Source organism: Enterobacter cloacae complex sp. HYC080_NIDB (assembly GCF_056673325.1).
This window is the reverse complement of sequence record NZ_CP114212.1, coordinates 4090011-4105771: the sequence shown is the minus strand read 5'-3', so window position 1 is coordinate 4105771 and position 15761 is coordinate 4090011. Positions and strand designations below refer to the sequence as shown.

At 55.5% G+C, this 15761-nt stretch carries 18 protein-coding genes; 11 read left to right on the top strand and 7 right to left on the bottom strand.

All coding sequences use genetic code 11. The annotated features are described in order from the left end of the window. Window positions 1-11: 11 nt before the first annotated feature. From ulaD to O1723_RS19480, 3 genes are read left to right on the top strand one after another with little or no spacing between them, the layout of a single operon-like run. Window positions 12-662 carry a 3-keto-L-gulonate-6-phosphate decarboxylase UlaD gene (gene ulaD, locus O1723_RS19490; protein ID WP_014882242.1) on the top strand — a complete coding sequence of 217 codons (651 nt, stop codon included), beginning with the start codon at window positions 12-14 and terminating at the stop codon, window positions 660-662. Window positions 663-671: 9 nt separating this feature from the next. Then, complete coding sequence (locus O1723_RS19485; protein ID WP_014882243.1) at window positions 672-1532, top strand: L-ribulose-5-phosphate 3-epimerase; 861 nt, start codon at window positions 672-674, stop codon at window positions 1530-1532. Next, the gene (locus O1723_RS19480) at window positions 1525-2211 is read left to right on the top strand and encodes an L-ribulose-5-phosphate 4-epimerase (protein ID WP_014882244.1); all 687 of its coding nucleotides are present in this window, start codon (window positions 1525-1527) and stop codon (window positions 2209-2211) included. The genes O1723_RS19485 and O1723_RS19480 overlap by 8 nt, the downstream gene beginning before the upstream one ends. A gap of 142 nt (window positions 2212-2353) precedes the next feature. Here the strand turns inward: O1723_RS19480 and yjfY are convergent, their stop codons facing one another. After that, window positions 2354-2629, bottom strand: a complete 276-nt coding sequence (gene yjfY, locus O1723_RS19475; protein WP_014882245.1) for a DUF1471 family protein YjfY — start codon at window positions 2627-2629, stop codon at window positions 2354-2356. 341 nt (window positions 2630-2970) lie between these two features. On the opposite strand from yjfY, the gene rpsF reads away from it, so the two are divergent. The 4 genes from rpsF to rplI are packed head-to-tail and all read left to right on the top strand — an operon-like array spanning window position 2971 to window position 4410. Next, entirely contained in the window at window positions 2971-3366 is a 396-nt protein-coding gene (rpsF, locus tag O1723_RS19470; RefSeq protein WP_014068637.1) for a 30S ribosomal protein S6, read from the top strand. Between the two features lie 6 nt (window positions 3367-3372). Next, window positions 3373-3687, top strand: a complete 315-nt coding sequence (gene priB / locus O1723_RS19465) for a primosomal replication protein N (protein WP_008502895.1) — start codon at window positions 3373-3375, stop codon at window positions 3685-3687. Between the two features lie 4 nt (window positions 3688-3691). After that, a complete protein-coding gene (gene rpsR / locus O1723_RS19460; RefSeq protein WP_000135199.1) occupies window positions 3692-3919 on the top strand; it encodes a 30S ribosomal protein S18 in 228 nt (75 codons plus the stop codon). Between the two features lie 41 nt (window positions 3920-3960). Further along, a complete protein-coding gene (gene rplI, locus O1723_RS19455; RefSeq protein WP_006810372.1) occupies window positions 3961-4410 on the top strand; it encodes a 50S ribosomal protein L9 in 450 nt (149 codons plus the stop codon). Between the two features lie 68 nt (window positions 4411-4478). On the opposite strand, the gene O1723_RS19450 is transcribed toward rplI, so the two are convergent. Then, the gene (locus O1723_RS19450) at window positions 4479-5117 is read right to left on the bottom strand and encodes an OapA family protein (RefSeq protein ID WP_014882246.1); all 639 of its coding nucleotides are present in this window, start codon (window positions 5115-5117) and stop codon (window positions 4479-4481) included. Between the two features lie 233 nt (window positions 5118-5350). Between O1723_RS19450 and bamJ the strand changes: the two genes are divergently transcribed. Together bamJ and cycA are read left to right on the top strand one after the other, a co-directional pair. Beyond that, a complete protein-coding gene (gene bamJ / locus O1723_RS19445; RefSeq protein ID WP_008502892.1) occupies window positions 5351-5971 on the top strand; it encodes a BamJ family beta-barrel-assembly machinery protein in 621 nt (206 codons plus the stop codon). 311 nt (window positions 5972-6282) lie between these two features. Then, entirely contained in the window at window positions 6283-7692 is a 1410-nt protein-coding gene (gene cycA, locus O1723_RS19440) for a D-serine/D-alanine/glycine transporter (RefSeq protein ID WP_014882247.1), read from the top strand. An 84-nt stretch (window positions 7693-7776) separates the two neighbouring features. Here cycA and ytfE read toward each other — a convergent pair whose 3' ends face one another. Then, window positions 7777-8439 carry an iron-sulfur cluster repair protein YtfE gene (gene ytfE, locus O1723_RS19435; RefSeq protein WP_014882248.1) on the bottom strand — a complete coding sequence of 221 codons (663 nt, stop codon included), beginning with the start codon at window positions 8437-8439 and terminating at the stop codon, window positions 7777-7779. A gap of 245 nt (window positions 8440-8684) precedes the next feature. Between ytfE and O1723_RS19430 the strand changes: the two genes are divergently transcribed. Continuing rightward, window positions 8685-10334, top strand: a complete 1650-nt coding sequence (locus O1723_RS19430) for a methyl-accepting chemotaxis protein (protein ID WP_014882249.1) — start codon at window positions 8685-8687, stop codon at window positions 10332-10334. A gap of 87 nt (window positions 10335-10421) precedes the next feature. Here the strand turns inward: O1723_RS19430 and O1723_RS19425 are convergent, their stop codons facing one another. The 3 genes from O1723_RS19425 to O1723_RS19415 all read right to left on the bottom strand — a co-directional run bounded on the left by O1723_RS19425 (window position 10422) and on the right by O1723_RS19415 (window position 13216). Then, window positions 10422-11387 carry a DMT family transporter gene (locus O1723_RS19425; RefSeq protein ID WP_014882250.1) on the bottom strand — a complete coding sequence of 322 codons (966 nt, stop codon included), beginning with the start codon at window positions 11385-11387 and terminating at the stop codon, window positions 10422-10424. Between the two features lie 75 nt (window positions 11388-11462). After that, window positions 11463-12287 (bottom strand): AraC family transcriptional regulator, encoded by an 825-nt coding sequence (locus O1723_RS19420; protein ID WP_014882251.1) that lies wholly within the window; start codon window positions 12285-12287, stop codon window positions 11463-11465. 80 nt (window positions 12288-12367) lie between these two features. Beyond that, window positions 12368-13216: an SDR family oxidoreductase gene (locus O1723_RS19415; protein ID WP_014882252.1), complete on the bottom strand. Its 849-nt coding sequence runs from the start codon at window positions 13214-13216 to the stop codon at window positions 12368-12370. A gap of 84 nt (window positions 13217-13300) precedes the next feature. Here O1723_RS19415 and O1723_RS19410 point away from each other — a divergent pair, with 84 nt between their 5' ends. After that, window positions 13301-13687 carry a winged helix-turn-helix transcriptional regulator gene (locus O1723_RS19410; RefSeq protein WP_248191066.1) on the top strand — a complete coding sequence of 129 codons (387 nt, stop codon included), beginning with the start codon at window positions 13301-13303 and terminating at the stop codon, window positions 13685-13687. Window positions 13688-13764: 77 nt separating this feature from the next. Here the strand turns inward: O1723_RS19410 and O1723_RS19405 are convergent, their stop codons facing one another. Then, window positions 13765-15714 carry a bifunctional 2',3'-cyclic-nucleotide 2'-phosphodiesterase/3'-nucleotidase gene (locus tag O1723_RS19405; protein WP_014882254.1) on the bottom strand — a complete coding sequence of 650 codons (1950 nt, stop codon included), beginning with the start codon at window positions 15712-15714 and terminating at the stop codon, window positions 13765-13767. Between the last annotated feature and the right edge of the window lie 47 nt (window positions 15715-15761).

Below are 15761 nucleotides of genomic sequence, written 5' to 3'. Positions count from 1 at the left end.
AGGAATTGAACATGTCATTACCAATGTTGCAGGTTGCGCTGGATAACCAGACGCTGTCCGATGCTTATGAAACCACCCGCCTGATCGCCGAAGAGGTAGACATCATTGAAGTGGGTACCATTCTGTGCGTGGGCGAAGGCGTTCGCGCCGTTCGTGACCTGAAGGCGCTCTACCCGCACAAAATCGTACTGGCTGATGCCAAAATCGCTGACGCGGGCAAAATCCTCTCCCGCATGTGTTTTGAAGCCAACGCCGACTGGGTCACCGTGATCTGCTGCGCGGATATCAATACCGCCAAAGGCGCGCTGGATGTGGCAAAAGAATTTAACGGCGACGTGCAGATTGAACTGACCGGTTTCTGGACCTGGGAGCAGGCACAGGCGTGGCGCGATGCGGGGATCCAGCAGGTGGTGTACCACCGCAGCCGTGATGCGCAGGCCGCTGGCGTGGCGTGGGGCGAGGCGGACATCAGCGCGATTAAACGTCTGGCCGAAATGGGCTTCAAAGTGACCGTGACCGGTGGCCTGGCGCTGGAAGACCTGCCGCTGTTCAAGGGTATCCCGATTCACGTCTTTATCGCGGGTCGTAGCATCCGTGACGCGGCGTCTCCGGTGGAAGCCGCGCGTCAGTTCAAACGCTCAATCGCTCAGCTTTGGGGCTAAGGAGCGGGTATGTTGTCAAAACAGGTTCCGCTTGGCATCTATGAAAAGGCACTCCCTGCGGGGGAGTGCTGGCTGGCGCGGTTACAGCTGGCGAAGCAGCTGGGTTTCGATTTTGTCGAAATGTCAGTGGATGAGACGGATGAACGCCTCTCTCGCCTCGACTGGAGCCGCGAGCAGCGTCTGGCGCTGGTGAGCGCCATCGCTGAAACGGGCGTGCGCGTGCCGTCCATGTGCCTGAGCGCTCACCGTCGTTTTCCCCTCGGCAGCGAAGATGATGCCGTGCGGGCGCAGGGGCTGGAGATCATGCGCAAAGCCATTCGCTTTGCTCAGGATGTCGGTATCCGTGTGATCCAGCTGGCGGGTTATGACGTTTACTATCAGGAAGCCAACGATGAAACGCGCCGTCGTTTCCGTGACGGTCTGAAAGAGAGTGTTGAGATGGCAAGCCGCGCGCAGGTTACGCTGGCGATGGAGATCATGGACTACCCGTTAATGAACTCCATCAGCAAGGCACTGGGTTACGCGCACTATCTGAATAACCCGTGGTTCCAGCTCTATCCGGATATCGGCAACCTGTCGGCATGGGATAACGACGTGCAGATGGAGCTGCAGGCGGGCATTGGGCATATCGTGGCGGTGCACGTCAAAGATACCCGTCCTGGCGTGTTTAAAAACGTACCGTTCGGCACCGGGGTGGTGGAGTTCGAACGATGCTTCGAGACGCTCAAGCAGACAGGGTATTGCGGGCCTTACCTGATTGAGATGTGGAGCGAGACGTCTGACGACCCGGCAGCGGAAGTGGCAAACGCGCGGGACTGGGTGCGCGAGCGTATGGCGCGGGCAGGTTTGCTGGAGGTGGAACATGCTTAAGCTTAAACAGCAGGTCTTTGAAGCCAATATGGATTTGCCGCGCTATGGCCTGGTAACGTTCACCTGGGGTAACGTCAGCGCGATTGACCGAGAGCGCGGCCTCATCGTCATTAAACCCAGCGGAGTGGCGTATGAGACCATGAAGGTCGACGATATGGTTGTCGTGGACCTTGAAGGAAACGTCGTAGAGGGACAGTGGCGTCCTTCTTCGGATACCGCTACCCATCTGGCGCTTTATCGACGTTATCCCTCCCTCGGCGGGGTAGTGCATACCCACTCAACCCATGCCACCGCCTGGGCGCAGGCTGGGCTTGCCATCCCGGCGCTGGGCACGACGCATGCGGACTACTTCTTCGGGGATATTCCCTGCACGCGCGCGTTAACGCAGGCCGAGGTGGACGGCGAGTACGAGCTCAACACCGGCAAGGTGATTATCGAAACGCTGGGTGAGGCAGAACCGCTGCATACGCCGGGAATTGTGGTGTACCAGCACGGTCCGTTCTCCTGGGGTAAAGATGCTCACGACGCGGTGCATAATGCTGTGGTGATGGAAGAGGTGGCCAAAATGGCGTGGATTGCCCGCGACATTAATCCACAGCTTCAGGGGATTGATGATTACCTGATGAACAAGCATTTCATGCGCAAGCACGGCCCGAATGCCTATTACGGGCAGAAGTAAATAAGTGCTCTGGAATACCGAAAAACAGTTGTAACCGGTGGTATTTCAGAGCCATTTACAAAAAAAAAGCCCCCGGGCAGGGGGCAACGTAAACTATGGCTATGTTCTCGTTGTTGGCTTTCCTGGTGCTAGCGTTAAAGCGTTATCGGTAAATGTCTGCACTGGCGTGCATATTGCCGTTGCTGCCGGGCTCACGGATTAGCATCACGTGGTAATAGGTTGCGCCCTGGGCATCGGTCTCTTCATTTAGTGCCTGATCTGCTTCGCTTTCAGTGGCGAAATTATGATTGATATAGATTACGCCTAAGCTTTGCACATCATCCATGTTCCTGGCCTGCCGGCCGTCTATTTTGATGGCTGCCATCGCGTTTGCACTGAGCAAAAGCGCAGCCATAATGGCTAATGCGATTTTTTTCATGATATGCGCTCCACGACTGCGTGCTGTGAGAGAGGGGATACTCCTTCTTTAATTCAGGTGTTCTCTGATTAAAGTGTAATCATTCATACGGCGGGGATGCGTGACCATTTCTGATGCAGTTGTTCAAAAAAACAACGCTTCCTGGTGTGTTCAATTTTAAATCACCCACTTAGACCCGCTTTACGCTTTGTGCGAATTATTTGTGCAATCAGCTTGAGTTTCCAGGGGCGCGCAAGTATTATGACGCGTCAATTTTTCAGCCGACCTTTAACACGTTCCTTGCCTCCCCGGGCCTCGGCTGACCCAGACAGGAGGCTGAATAATCCGTAAGGAGCAATTCGATGCGTCATTACGAAATCGTTTTTATGGTCCATCCTGACCAGAGCGAACAGGTTCCGGGTATGATCGAGCGTTACTCTGCTGCCATCACTGGTGCAGAAGGTACGATCCACCGTCTGGAAGACTGGGGCCGCCGTCAGCTGGCTTACCCGATCAACAAACTGCACAAAGCACACTACGTTCTGATGAACGTTGAAGCGCCGCAGGAAGTGATCGATGAGCTGGAAACTACCTTCCGCTTCAACGATGCCGTTATCCGCAGCATGGTTATGCGTACCAAAAACGCAGTTACCGAAGCATCTCCGATGGTTAAAGCGAAAGACGAGCGCCGTGAGCGTCGCGATGATTTCGCAAACGAAACCGCAGATGATTCTGATGCTGGGGATTCTGAAGAGTAATTTCTGATGACCAACCGTCTGGCGTTGTCCGGCATCGTATGCAGGGCTCCCCTTCGAAAGGTCAGTCCATCAGGAATTCCGCATTGCCAGTTCGTGCTTGAGCATCGTTCTGTGCAAGAGGAAGCCGGGTTTCACCGGCAGGCGTGGTGCCAAATGCCCGTTATTATTAGCGGACACGAAAACCAGGCCATTACTCACAGTTTAACGGTCGGTAGCGCAGTAATCGTTCAGGGGTTCATCTCTTGCCACAAGGCAAAGAACGGCCTGAGCAAAATGGTTCTGCATGCCGAGCAGATTGATTTGATAGATTCTGGAGACTAGCCATATGGCACGTTATTTCCGTCGTCGCAAGTTCTGCCGTTTCACCGCGGAAGGCGTTCAAGAGATCGACTATAAAGATATCGCAACGCTGAAAAACTACATCACCGAAAGCGGTAAGATTGTCCCAAGCCGTATCACCGGTACTCGTGCAAAATATCAGCGTCAGCTGGCTCGCGCTATCAAACGCGCTCGCTACCTGTCCCTGCTGCCGTACACTGATCGTCATCAGTAATCGGGCACGGTCCATTAATACGACTTTAAGAGGATAAGGTAATGCAAGTTATTCTGCTTGATAAAGTAGCAAACCTGGGCAGCCTGGGTGATCAGGTAAACGTTAAAGCGGGTTACGCTCGTAACTTCCTGGTTCCACAGGGTAAAGCTGTTCCAGCTACTAAGAAAAACGTAGAGTTTTTCGAAGCACGTCGTGCTGAACTGGAAGCCAAACTGGCTGACGTTCTGGCGGCTGCTAACGCTCGCGCTGAAGCAATCAACGCACTGGGCACCGTTACCATCGCGTCTAAAGCTGGCGACGAAGGTAAACTGTTCGGTTCCATCGGTACCCGCGATATCGCTGATGCAGTGACTGCAGCAGGCGTTAAAGTGGCTAAGAGCGAAGTTCGCATGCCGAACGGCGTTCTGCGTACCACTGGTGAGCACGAAGTTGACTTCCAGGTTCACAGCGAAGTGTTCGCTAAACTGGTTGTTAACGTTGTAGCTGAGTAATTTTTTACTCTGCTCACGTTGAAGCGCCGGCCTTGTGCCGGCGTTTTGCTTTTTAAAGAACCAGGTCTTTAACGCGCCCGGACAAAACTGCCGTCCGGCTGGCGGGTAAACAGCACCTGCTGACCATTTCCTGTATCAATCGTTAAGCCTGTCACCACACCGCTGGCATTCTGGCGAATCTGTACCATCTGACCATTCTGCAGGTTACTGAGCGGCTTACCCGCACCTTCCACTTTTGCCATGGCATACACGTCAGTCGGCGGCAGGTTGTGATCGCGGAAAAGCTGCGCCAGGGTTTTACCCGGCTCGACGCGATAGGAGCGCCACTGCTGCTCAATGCCCGTAGGCTGCTGAGCCTGCTGCTCTACCGGGGCGGAGGTTTGAGCCTGATCTTCCTGGACGGGTTCCGGTTCAACCGGCGCGACCTGACCCGGATCGTTCGAAGGGGTCACCAGCTGCGTTTGCATCGGCTGTACATCAGGCTGCGGCCGCGTTTGCGACTGAATATCCAGTTGTGCATTGCGGGTGACAGGGGCGGTATCGACATCATCACCGCCGGAAGGAAGCAGGAAGCCCACGATCACCATCAGCGCACCAATGATAATCCCTCTGCGATGCAGAGGAGGCAGCGGGTCCATAATGCGAAAATTGTCCGGCGCCTGCCAGATTTTCGCCAGGGTAGGTTTCAGTTCAAATCGCCCGGGCATGGCTCTCCTCCTGCTCCGCGTCTTTTTTATCCTGTGCATCGAAGTATAGTTTGCTAACTGCCTGAACGGCGTAGCAAACCCGACATCCGTGACATCAGTTCGGGATTAATCCTGGTTGTCTCTATTGTTTCTGTTTCGTCGCGGTTTGTCACCTTAACTTCAGACAAAGTTTTACCCATAAGGGCATGGCTGCTATGCTGCCCGCTACTTTAAATGTGATGGAAGGAAAACCCATGACCACCCCGACTTTTGACACTATCGAAGCGCAGGCAAGTTACGGTATCGGCTTGCAGGTAGGACAGCAGCTGAGCGAATCCGGCCTGGAAGGTCTGTTACCAGAAGCGCTGGTGGCGGGTATCGCTGACGCGCTGGAAGGTAAACAGCCCGCTGTTCCGGTTGACGTTGTACATCGCGCACTGCGTGAAATTCATGAACGTGCTGACGCTGTGCGTCGCGCGCGTTTCGAAGAGATGGCGGCCGAAGGCGTGAAATATCTGGAAGAGAACCGTGAGCGTGAAGGCGTGAACAGCACCGAGTCTGGCCTGCAGTTCCGCGTGATCAACCAGGGCGACGGCGCAATCCCGGCACGTACCGACCACGTTCGCGTACATTATACCGGTAAACTGATCGACGGCACCGTGTTTGACAGCTCCGTGGCGCGTGGCGAACCGGCAGAATTCCCGGTCAACGGCGTGATCGCAGGCTGGATTGAAGCGCTGACCCTGATGCCAGTTGGCTCCAAATGGGAACTGACTATTCCGCACAACCTGGCTTACGGCGAGCGTGGTGCTGGCGCATCCATCCCGCCATTCAGCACCCTGGTATTTGAAGTCGAGCTGCTGGAAATCCTGTAATCGACTTTTCTTATTTCCTCTCTCCGTTCGGGGAGAGGAAAATAGTGATAAAACCTATAGTTACGACGTTATCAATATTTTATCTTGCAAACGAAACTTTTGCGTGTATTTTTGTGAGCTGTTTCGCGCTGTATGAGTGATATGACACTCACTTTCAACATATTATTAACATAATATCTAAATCATAGTATTCATCCCGCCGATTCTTACCTAATATCGATAAGCCCTTACAAGGGGAACGTCATCTTTTGACGTATTTAAAGGCCAGAAGAGCCTTAACAACACAGACAGGCATAAACAGGAAAAATTACATGGTAGATCAGGTCAAAGTCGCCGCTGCAGAAGAGGCGACGTCTGAACAGTCGCTACGGCGCAATCTCACAAACCGTCATATTCAGCTTATCGCCATAGGTGGGGCCATCGGGACCGGGCTGTTTATGGGGTCAGGCAAAACCATCAGTCTTGCCGGGCCGTCGATCATCTTCGTTTATATGATCATTGGTTTCATGCTGTTCTTCGTGATGCGGGCAATGGGTGAATTGCTGCTCTCGAACCTCGAATACAAATCCTTCAGCGACTTCGCGTCTGACCTGCTCGGTCCATGGGCAGGCTATTTCACCGGCTGGACCTACTGGTTCTGCTGGGTTGTTACCGGTATGGCGGACGTCGTGGCGATTACCGCCTACGCACAGTTCTGGTTCCCGGGACTGTCAGACTGGGTGGCCTCGCTGGCGGTTATCGCTTTGCTGCTGAGCCTCAACCTCGCCACCGTAAAAATGTTCGGTGAGATGGAGTTCTGGTTCGCGATGATCAAGATTGTCGCTATCGTGGGGCTGATTGTTGTGGGCCTGGTGATGGTACTGACGCACTTCCAGTCGCCAACCGGCGTACAGGCGTCATTTACCCATCTGTGGAATGACGGCGGCTGGTTCCCGAAAGGCATCAGCGGCTTCTTTGCCGGCTTCCAGATTGCGGTGTTCGCGTTTGTGGGCATTGAGCTGGTGGGAACCACGGCGGCCGAAACTAAAGATCCCGAGAAGTCTCTCCCGCGCGCCATTAACTCGATTCCGGTTCGTATCATCATGTTCTACGTCTTCGCGCTGATCATCATTATGTCCGTGACGCCGTGGAGCTCCGTGGTGCCGAGCAAGAGCCCGTTCGTTGAACTGTTTGTGCTGGTAGGGCTGCCCGCTGCGGCAAGCCTGATTAACTTCGTCGTGCTGACCTCTGCGGCGTCGTCCGCGAACAGCGGCGTGTTCTCAACCAGCCGTATGCTGTTTGGTCTGGCGCAGGAGGGCGTGGCGCCGAGCGCCTTTGCGAAACTGTCTAAGCGTGCGGTACCGGCGAAAGGGCTGACTTTCTCCTGCATGTGCCTGCTGGGCGGCGTGGTCATGCTCTACGTGAACCCAAGCGTGATTGGCGCGTTCACCATGATCACCACGGTCTCTGCGATCCTGTTTATGTTCGTCTGGACCATTATCCTCTGCTCGTACCTGGTGTACCGCAAACAGCGTCCACACCTGCATGAGAAGTCGATCTACAAGATGCCGCTGGGCAAGCTGATGTGCTGGGTGTGCATGGCGTTCTTCGTGTTCGTGCTGGTGCTGCTGACGCTGGAAGATGATACCCGTCAGGCGCTGATTGTTACGCCGCTGTGGTTTATCGCGCTGGGGCTGGGCTGGGTGTTTATCGGTAAGAAACGTATGGCAGGCGTAAGATAAAAGCAAAACGGCAACTTCAGTTGCCGTTTTTAGTTTTTGCACCCTCTCCCTGTGGGAGAGGGCATCAGGCCGCAGCGGTTTTTTTTATTCCCCAGCTAATGCCCGCGGGAACAACACGTTGTTCTCAAGACTGATGTGTTCCATCAGATCATCGATCATCTCGTTAATGCCGTTGTACATCGCTTTCCAGGTGGTGCACGCCTCTGGCGGCGGTGTGACGTTGTGGGTGGTGTGTTTGATCACTTCCAGCAGTTCGCCCGCATCATCATGCTCGCTTTCCATCACGCTAATCGGACCCATTGCCTGGCTGCCCATTCCCTGTTTAATCATCGGGAAAAGGATCTGTTCTTCTTTCATCATGTGGCTGGAAAGCTCTTCATGCAGCATGGTCAGATATTTCGCCAGACCGCGGGGTACGGAAGGTTTGTCAGCATGTACGCGCTCGACTTTGGTCGCCTGCAGGATCAGCTCCGGCAGTTGCTCCCGATGGCGATCGTGGTAACGCACAATGATGTGATCGATGATTTCTGCGAGCGGGGCGGTACGCCAGTCTTTTTCAACAGGCTGTTCGGCCAGTTGTGCCAGCTCTGCTTCAATCACCTCCACATCCAGCTCCTTACGTGAGGCCGCTCGCGCGAGGGTTTGCTTACCGCCGCAGCAGTAATCCATATCGTATTTACGGAACAGCGCAGAAGCGCGAGGGATGGAGAGCGCCAGCTCGCCGAGGGGTTGGTCGCGAAAGGCCATAGCAGTTACCTCGTCATCAAGAATATAAGATGCATATTAAATGCATCTTTAAGGCGACGCTATAACCCTTTAGAGGGAAGGGTAAAAGTGAGACGTAAGTCACAAAAAAATTATCCGGGTTAACGCCCTGAATGGACTCAGGAAAGTTGTTTAGAAAGTTTTTAAAGGTGGAGAAACAGTAAACAACCCGCCTTGCCTGCCGATATATCCACGTCAGACAAACCTGCATATAACAAAGGCAACGTATGTTTAAACGTATAAAAGTTATTACTCTTCTTATTTCGGTGCTGCTTGTACTCGGCATCATGCAAGTGATTTCCGCGGGGATCTTTATCAACGCGCTGAACAACGATAAAGACAATTTCACCGTGTCGCAGCTCTCCAGCAAGAATGTGGCGGAGTTTACCGATGCGTGGATCAGCCTGAACCAGGCGCGCGTGACGCTGAACCGTGGGATGCTGCGTCTGCAAAGCAGCATGGCTTCACAGATTAACGGTGGTCAGCTCAATGAGCTGGTCAACACGGCGAAAAATCTGCTGGCTGATGCGCAGGTCCATTACGATAAATACTATGCCCTGCCGAATACGCCGGGCCTGGACGAGAATCTGGCGAAGCGACTGGAGGAGCAATACCGCATTTACTCCTCAACGCTGACGCAAATGAACGTGCTGCTGAGCCAGGGCAATCTGGAAGACATGTTCAAGCAGAACGCTGAGCAAAAACAGACTGCGATGCAGGCGGTTTATCGCGAGTGGCGCGAAGCACAGGCAACGCTTACCGATAAAGGCATCCAGGACAATGAAAGCGACTACAAACGCATTCTGTGGATCCTCTCTGCGGTAATGCTGCTGGTCATTGTGGTGATTATTTCCAGCTGGATCGCCATGCGTCGCGTGCTGCTGCTGCCTCTGGAAGAGGTGATCAACCATATTCGCGCCATTGCGGCAGGGGACTTAACCCAGCCGATTCAGGCTGACGGTAAGAACGAAATGGCGATCCTGGCGCGCAACGTGCAGGAGATGCAGACCTCGCTGGCGAATACCGTTGGCGTGGTGCGTGAAGGTGCCGACACCATCTACACCGGAGCCGGTGAAATTTCTGCCGGGAGTAACGACCTTTCTTCCCGTACTGAGCAACAGGCGGCTTCCCTGGAAGAAACGGCAGCCAGCATGGAACAGCTGACGGCCACCGTGAAGCAGAATGCCGATAACGCCCGTCAGGCTTCCCGTCTGGCACTGGATGCCTCCTCAACGGCGAAGAAGGGCGGGAACGTGGTGGAAGGTGTCGTGCGCACGATGGACGAAATCGCCACCAGTTCCAGTAAAATTGCGCAAATTACCAACGTAATCGACGGTATTGCTTTCCAGACCAACATTCTGGCGTTGAACGCGGCGGTAGAGGCTGCGCGTGCAGGTGAACAGGGCCGTGGCTTTGCGGTGGTCGCAGGGGAAGTACGTACCCTCGCCCAGCGCAGTGCTCAGGCGGCGAAAGAGATCAAAGCGCTGATCGACGATTCCGGCGAGCGCGTGAACGCCGGCTCGCAGCTGGTTAACGAAGCCGGGGCGACGATGGCGGAGATCGTCAATGCGGTCACCCGCGTGACGGACATTATGGGCGAGATCGCCTCAGCCTCTGACGAGCAGAGCCGCGGTATCGACCAGGTGGGCCAGGCGGTGGCTGAAATGGACCGCGTGACCCAGCAGAACGCCTCGCTGGTCGAGGAATCTGCGGCCGCGGCGGCCGCGCTGGAAGATCAGGCTGCACGCCTGAATGACGCGGTGGCGGTGTTTAAAATTACCCGTAATCAGGCGGTCAAAGCCGCGCCGGTGAAAACCTACGTGCCGAAAGCGCAGCCCGCAGCGAGCGTGCCTGAAGCGAACTGGGAAACGTTTTAACCTGGTGCCGGGTGGCGCTGACGCTTACCCGGCCTACAAAATCGCTCCGTGTAGGCCGGGTAAGGCGTAGCCGCCACCCGGCAAAAATCACACTTCTGATGCTGACACAACCCTCGGTTTTTCCGGCTTCGCTCTCACCGCCATCACCACCCCAACGACCAGCAACACAATCCCACAGGCCGTTAATACAGGCGGTACGCTCTGGCGCATCAGGAAGGTATAAAGCAGCCCGGCCAGGGTTTCGAAAACAATCAGCGGCCCCAGGATCACCGTTGGCAGTTTCTGGCTGGCAATGTTCCAGCACAGCGCGCCCACCCAGGAACACAGCACCGCAATCGCCACCATCAGGGCAACAAATACCCACGGTCTGGGTCCGAAGGGCTGGGCGAAATCGGGCTGTTGATGGCCTAACCAGAGGCACGCCCCAACATATCCCAGCAGTGAAACGGGCAACGTAACCAGGGCCTGAGCCGTCGCCCACATCATCGGATGCTTGTCCGGGTTCTCACGCAGCCAGCGTGCATTGCGCAGGGCATACCATGCCCAACACGCCACGGAAACGAACGCCAGCAGAATGCCGGAGCCGTAACGCCACAGATCAAAGTCCTCCAGCCCATGACGCAGCTCGGCAATATTGACGCATATCAGCCCTACGGCGGTACACAACAGCGCAGGCACCATTTTTGGCCACGCCAGTTTGCCATCGCGGTGGCTATAGAGCAGGTTAGCAAAGATGGGGATGACAACCGGCAGTGTGCCGATAATCATGGTCGAGACCGGGGCCCCGGTGCGTTGAATGGCACTCGCCAGGCAAACGTAATAGATGAGGTTGCCCATCATGGTCAGCGCCAGCGCGGTGCGCCAGTCCTGACGGCTAAGCTGACGCAGGCGCGCGCGTCCCAGCCATGCCAGAGGTAAGGCTATCAGCCCCAGCGCCAGATAACGTCCGGTCGACTGCAGTATTGCCGGGTATTCGGGCACGATCAGCGGGCCAACAAAAATCAGCCCCCACATCATCCCTGCCAGCAGGGCATACAACACGCCACTAATCATTTTTCCATCCCTATTACTTCACGTTGCGCTCAGTGTAGGAGGGGCAAATGCGCGCGTATTGTATGAGATTGCGCATTAGCGCCGGGTGACCTGCTTCTGGTAGCGCACGGGCGTAATGCCGTAGCGGCGGGTAAATGCCCGGGTCAAATGTGACTGGTCGGTCAGCCCGGTCGCCGCAGCGACCTCAGCTGCGGGCATGCCGTGGGTGAGGAACGCTTTGGCGCGCCACAGGCGGATAGCCATCAGCATCTGGTGCGGCGTAACGTGGAAATGGGCTTTGAACTGGCGCTGAAAATGATACGGACTGAGCGAAACGACGTTGGCCAGCTCATCCAGCGTCAGGGCGTGCATATAGTTGTCATGCAGATAGTCGCGCACACGTTCGAAGCGGTGCGCACCTTCCTGAACCACCGGCGCGTGATGGGCCAGGGGCTGAAAGGTCTCAATCAGATCCAGCAATAATCCTTTTTGCGCCAGCGGATCGTCCGTATGCCACAGGCCGTAGATGAGCCTGCCGATTTGCTGCGAGCGATGGGGGTCAAAACGGGTCACCTCGCTGAACCACCAGTGCCGGAGGCCGGTTACCTCTTCCAGCAGATCGGGTTCGATATAGACCATCCGGTAGCGCCAGCCGCCTTCGGTGGCTGATTCCCCGGTGTGGATCTCGTCCGGGTTCATGGTAACGACGGATTTCTCCGGCGCGAGGTGCTGGGTACCGCGATAGCGAAAACGTTCGGCACCGGTTTCAATCGTGCCGATCCCGAAGGCTTCATGGGTGTGAGGCTCAAAGGCGTAGCGGGATATATGCGCGTGATAGAGTTCGATGCCCGGCACCTGCGCCAGATGGCGAAAGCGCGCGCTATCTCTCTCATCAATGAACTGTTCCGGTACGCCTTGCACGTTGAGCCTCCTCGTGGTCATCGCTTCATTATCAGAGATGACCCGAGGGGATGCCACAAAAAATAACCAATCTGTAACAATTACAGAATGGCTTTAATGCTCTCCGCCAGCGGTGTGGTCGGGCGGCCGATCAGTGTGCTCAGGGTATGGCTGTCGTCAAACAGGCCGCCTTTGGATGCACCCACGTCGGAGTCCGCGAGCATATCCGCCAGCCCCGCAGGCAGACCCACCCCCTTCAGCGCGGCGGCAAAATCGGCTTCGCTGAGATTCTGATAGGTCACCGGCTTCCCGCTCTGTTTGCTGAGTTCAGCCGCCAGCTCGCTCAGCGTCCAGCCGTGGTCGCCAGCCAGTTCATATACCTTGCCAGCATGACCCTCTTCAGCGATCACTTTGGCTGCGGCGGCGGCGTAGTCTGCACGGGTTGCAGAGGCAATTTTGCCTTCGCCTGCCGCACCTATAAACACGCCATGCTCAATCGCCGGTGGCGCGCTTGCCAGATAGTTTTCGGTATACCAGCCATTGCGCAGCAGGGCATAAGGAATGCCGGACGCCGCCAGCGCTTTCTCCGTCTCGACGTGTTCAACGTGCAGGCCCAGCGGGGAGCGATCCGCATGCAGCAGGCTGGTGTAGGCGATGAATTTCACGCCAGCGGCTTTGGCGGCGTTAATGACGTTCTGATGTTGGGTTGCACGCTGGCCGACTTCGCTGGAGGAGATCAGCAGCAGCTTATCCACGCCGCTCAGCGCGGCGGTGAAGGCGGCTTCGTTCGTGTAATCCGCCTGACGAACTACAATTCCCTGCTGGCTTAAGGCGTCGGCTTTCGCCGGGTTACGGACAATGGCGACAATCTCGTTTGCCGGAACCGTTTTCAGCAGTTCTTCAATAACGTATTGGCCAAGCTGGCCGGTAGCGCCGGTAATCGCAATCATGATGAATCTCCTTCGTGTTTGTCTGGTGTTATGGCACACTAGCACCATAGCTAACTTTTAGTAAGTACGTACAAAAAGGTAAGTATGAAAACAACGATACCGACACTCAGCGAACAAATGCGCGATGGCAACCTCTTTGCGGAACAGTGTCCTTCCCGGGAGGTGCTCAAACACGTTACCAGCCGCTGGGGCGTGCTGATTCTGCTGGCCCTGCGTCATGGAACGCATCGCTTCAGCGATCTGCGCCGCAAAATGGGCGGGGTAAGCGAAAAGATGCTGTCCCAGTCGCTTCAGGCGCTGGAGCAGGACGGGTTTGTCGATCGCGTGTCATATCCGGTTGTGCCGCCGCACGTAGAGTATAGCCTGACGCCGATGGGGATTGAGGTCAGTGAGAAAGTGGCTGCGCTGGCGGACTGGATTGAGGTGAATACGCCGAAGGTGTTGGCGAATCGGGACGATCGGGCGGCGTGACATGCCGGGTGGCGGCTTCGCCTTACCCGGCCTACCCGATCTCGTAGGTCGGGTAAGCGAAGCGCCACCCGACACAATCACCGCGACTTGCTTAGGTCAACCTGATAAATCGCGAAGCCAATATCATCGGTCGCCACCTTCTTCATCGGATACTGCGCCTTATCCTTAATGAACGCGGCGGCCTTATCGGACGGTGACGTTTCAAAGCGGATATCCAGTTTCGTATCGCTGTGGATCGGTGCCAGGCGCCAGTTGTTATCCACGGCCGGGTGAATTTCGCCCGCCTTCTTCGACTCAGCACTGATCCACGCCGCCAGTACCGAGCGGTTTTCGTCCGGTGAAGCAAAGGCGATGTGGTTATCTCCCGTACCGGCAAACTTACCGCCATAGGCGCGGTAGTTATTGGTTACCACCAGGAAGGTGGCATTCGGATCGATCGCCTTACCGTTGAAGGTCAGGTTTTTGATGCGCTCGGCCTGCGGGTTAATGGCCTGGCACTCGCCGTCATATTTCGCGGGTTGGGTAACGTCAATCTGATAATTCACGCCATCGATCACGTCAAAGTTATAGGTTCGGAAGCCATCCCAGTTAATCAGCGACTGCGGTTTACTGCTCTTCGGATCGATCTGGTTAAACTGCCCGGCAGAGCACTCCAGCCATTCCTTCACTTCTTTACCCGTCGCTTTCACCACCACCAGCGTGTTCGGATAGAGATAGAGATCGGCGGCGTTACGGAACGTCAGCTGGCCTTTCTCAACTTCGACATAGCTTGCCGGGTCGTTCTTACGCCCGCCAACTTTGAATGGCGCAGCGGCAGACAGCACCGGCAGTTTTGCCAGATCCGGATCGCCCTGAACAAAGTGTTCGGCATAGGCCTTCTGCGCCATGTTGACGACCTGAACGGTTGGGTCATCCTGCACCAGCGCCAGGAAGCTATACATATTATCGGCGGATTGGCCGATCGGCTTGCTGACGAATTCGCGGGTGGCGTCGTGATCGTGCTTCAGCACGTCGACCAGTTTTTTATCTTCAGCGACCAGTGATTTTTTAGCCGCAGCGTCGTAAATCGGACGCGCCTCTGCTTTTGACTGAGTGACCTTCCAGCTGCCGCCGTCGTTATTGAGTACCAGATCCACCACCCCAAGGTGGTCGCCCCACATGCCCGGCATCACCGACGGCACGCCATTGAGCGTCCCTTTCTCGATGTCTGCGCCCTTAATGCTGGCAAAGTCCTTACCCGGGAAGACCGCGTGGGCGTGGCCGAACAGGATCGCATCGACGCCCGGGACTTCACTCAGATAATAAACGGAGTTTTCCGCCATGGCCTGATACGGGTCGGCGGAGAGTCCCGAGTGCGCAACCACCACCACCAGATCGGCCCCTTTTTCGCGCATTTCCGGCACGTATTTGCGCGCAGTTTCGGTAATATCGTTAACGGTCACTTTACCGTCGAGGTTGGCTTTATCCCAGGTCATGATTTGCGGCGGCACGAAGCCGATATAGCCGATTTTAAGCGTCTGTTTTTTACCGTCCTGATCGACAACCTCGGTCTCTTTAATCAGATAGGGGGTAAAGAGCGGCTTCTGCGTCTTAACGTCGATGATGTTGGCGTTAACGTAGGGGAATTTTGCGCCAGCCAGCGCATCGTGCAGGTACTTCAGGCCGTAGTTAAATTCGTGGTTGCCCAGGTTGCCGACGGCATAATCCAGCGTATTCATCGCCTTATAAACGGGATGGATCTCGCCTTTCTTTAGACCCTTCGCGGCCATGTAATCCCCGAGTGGACTACCCTGAATAAGATCGCCGTTGTCCACCAGCACGCTATTTTTCACTTCACCGCGCGCGGCATCGATCAAACTTGCCGTGCGGACCAGGCCGAATTTTTCGGTAGGGGTATCTTTGTAGTAATCGAAATCCATTATGTTGCTGTGCAGATCGGTCGTTTCCAGAATACGCAGATCTACCGTCGCCGCCTGCACGCTCGCTGCAATCAGCGTCGCCAGAAGCGTTGCACTAAACTTAATCATCAGAGGAGTCCTTTTTTCGATCCATGCCACAAAAGAGTATGTATCTA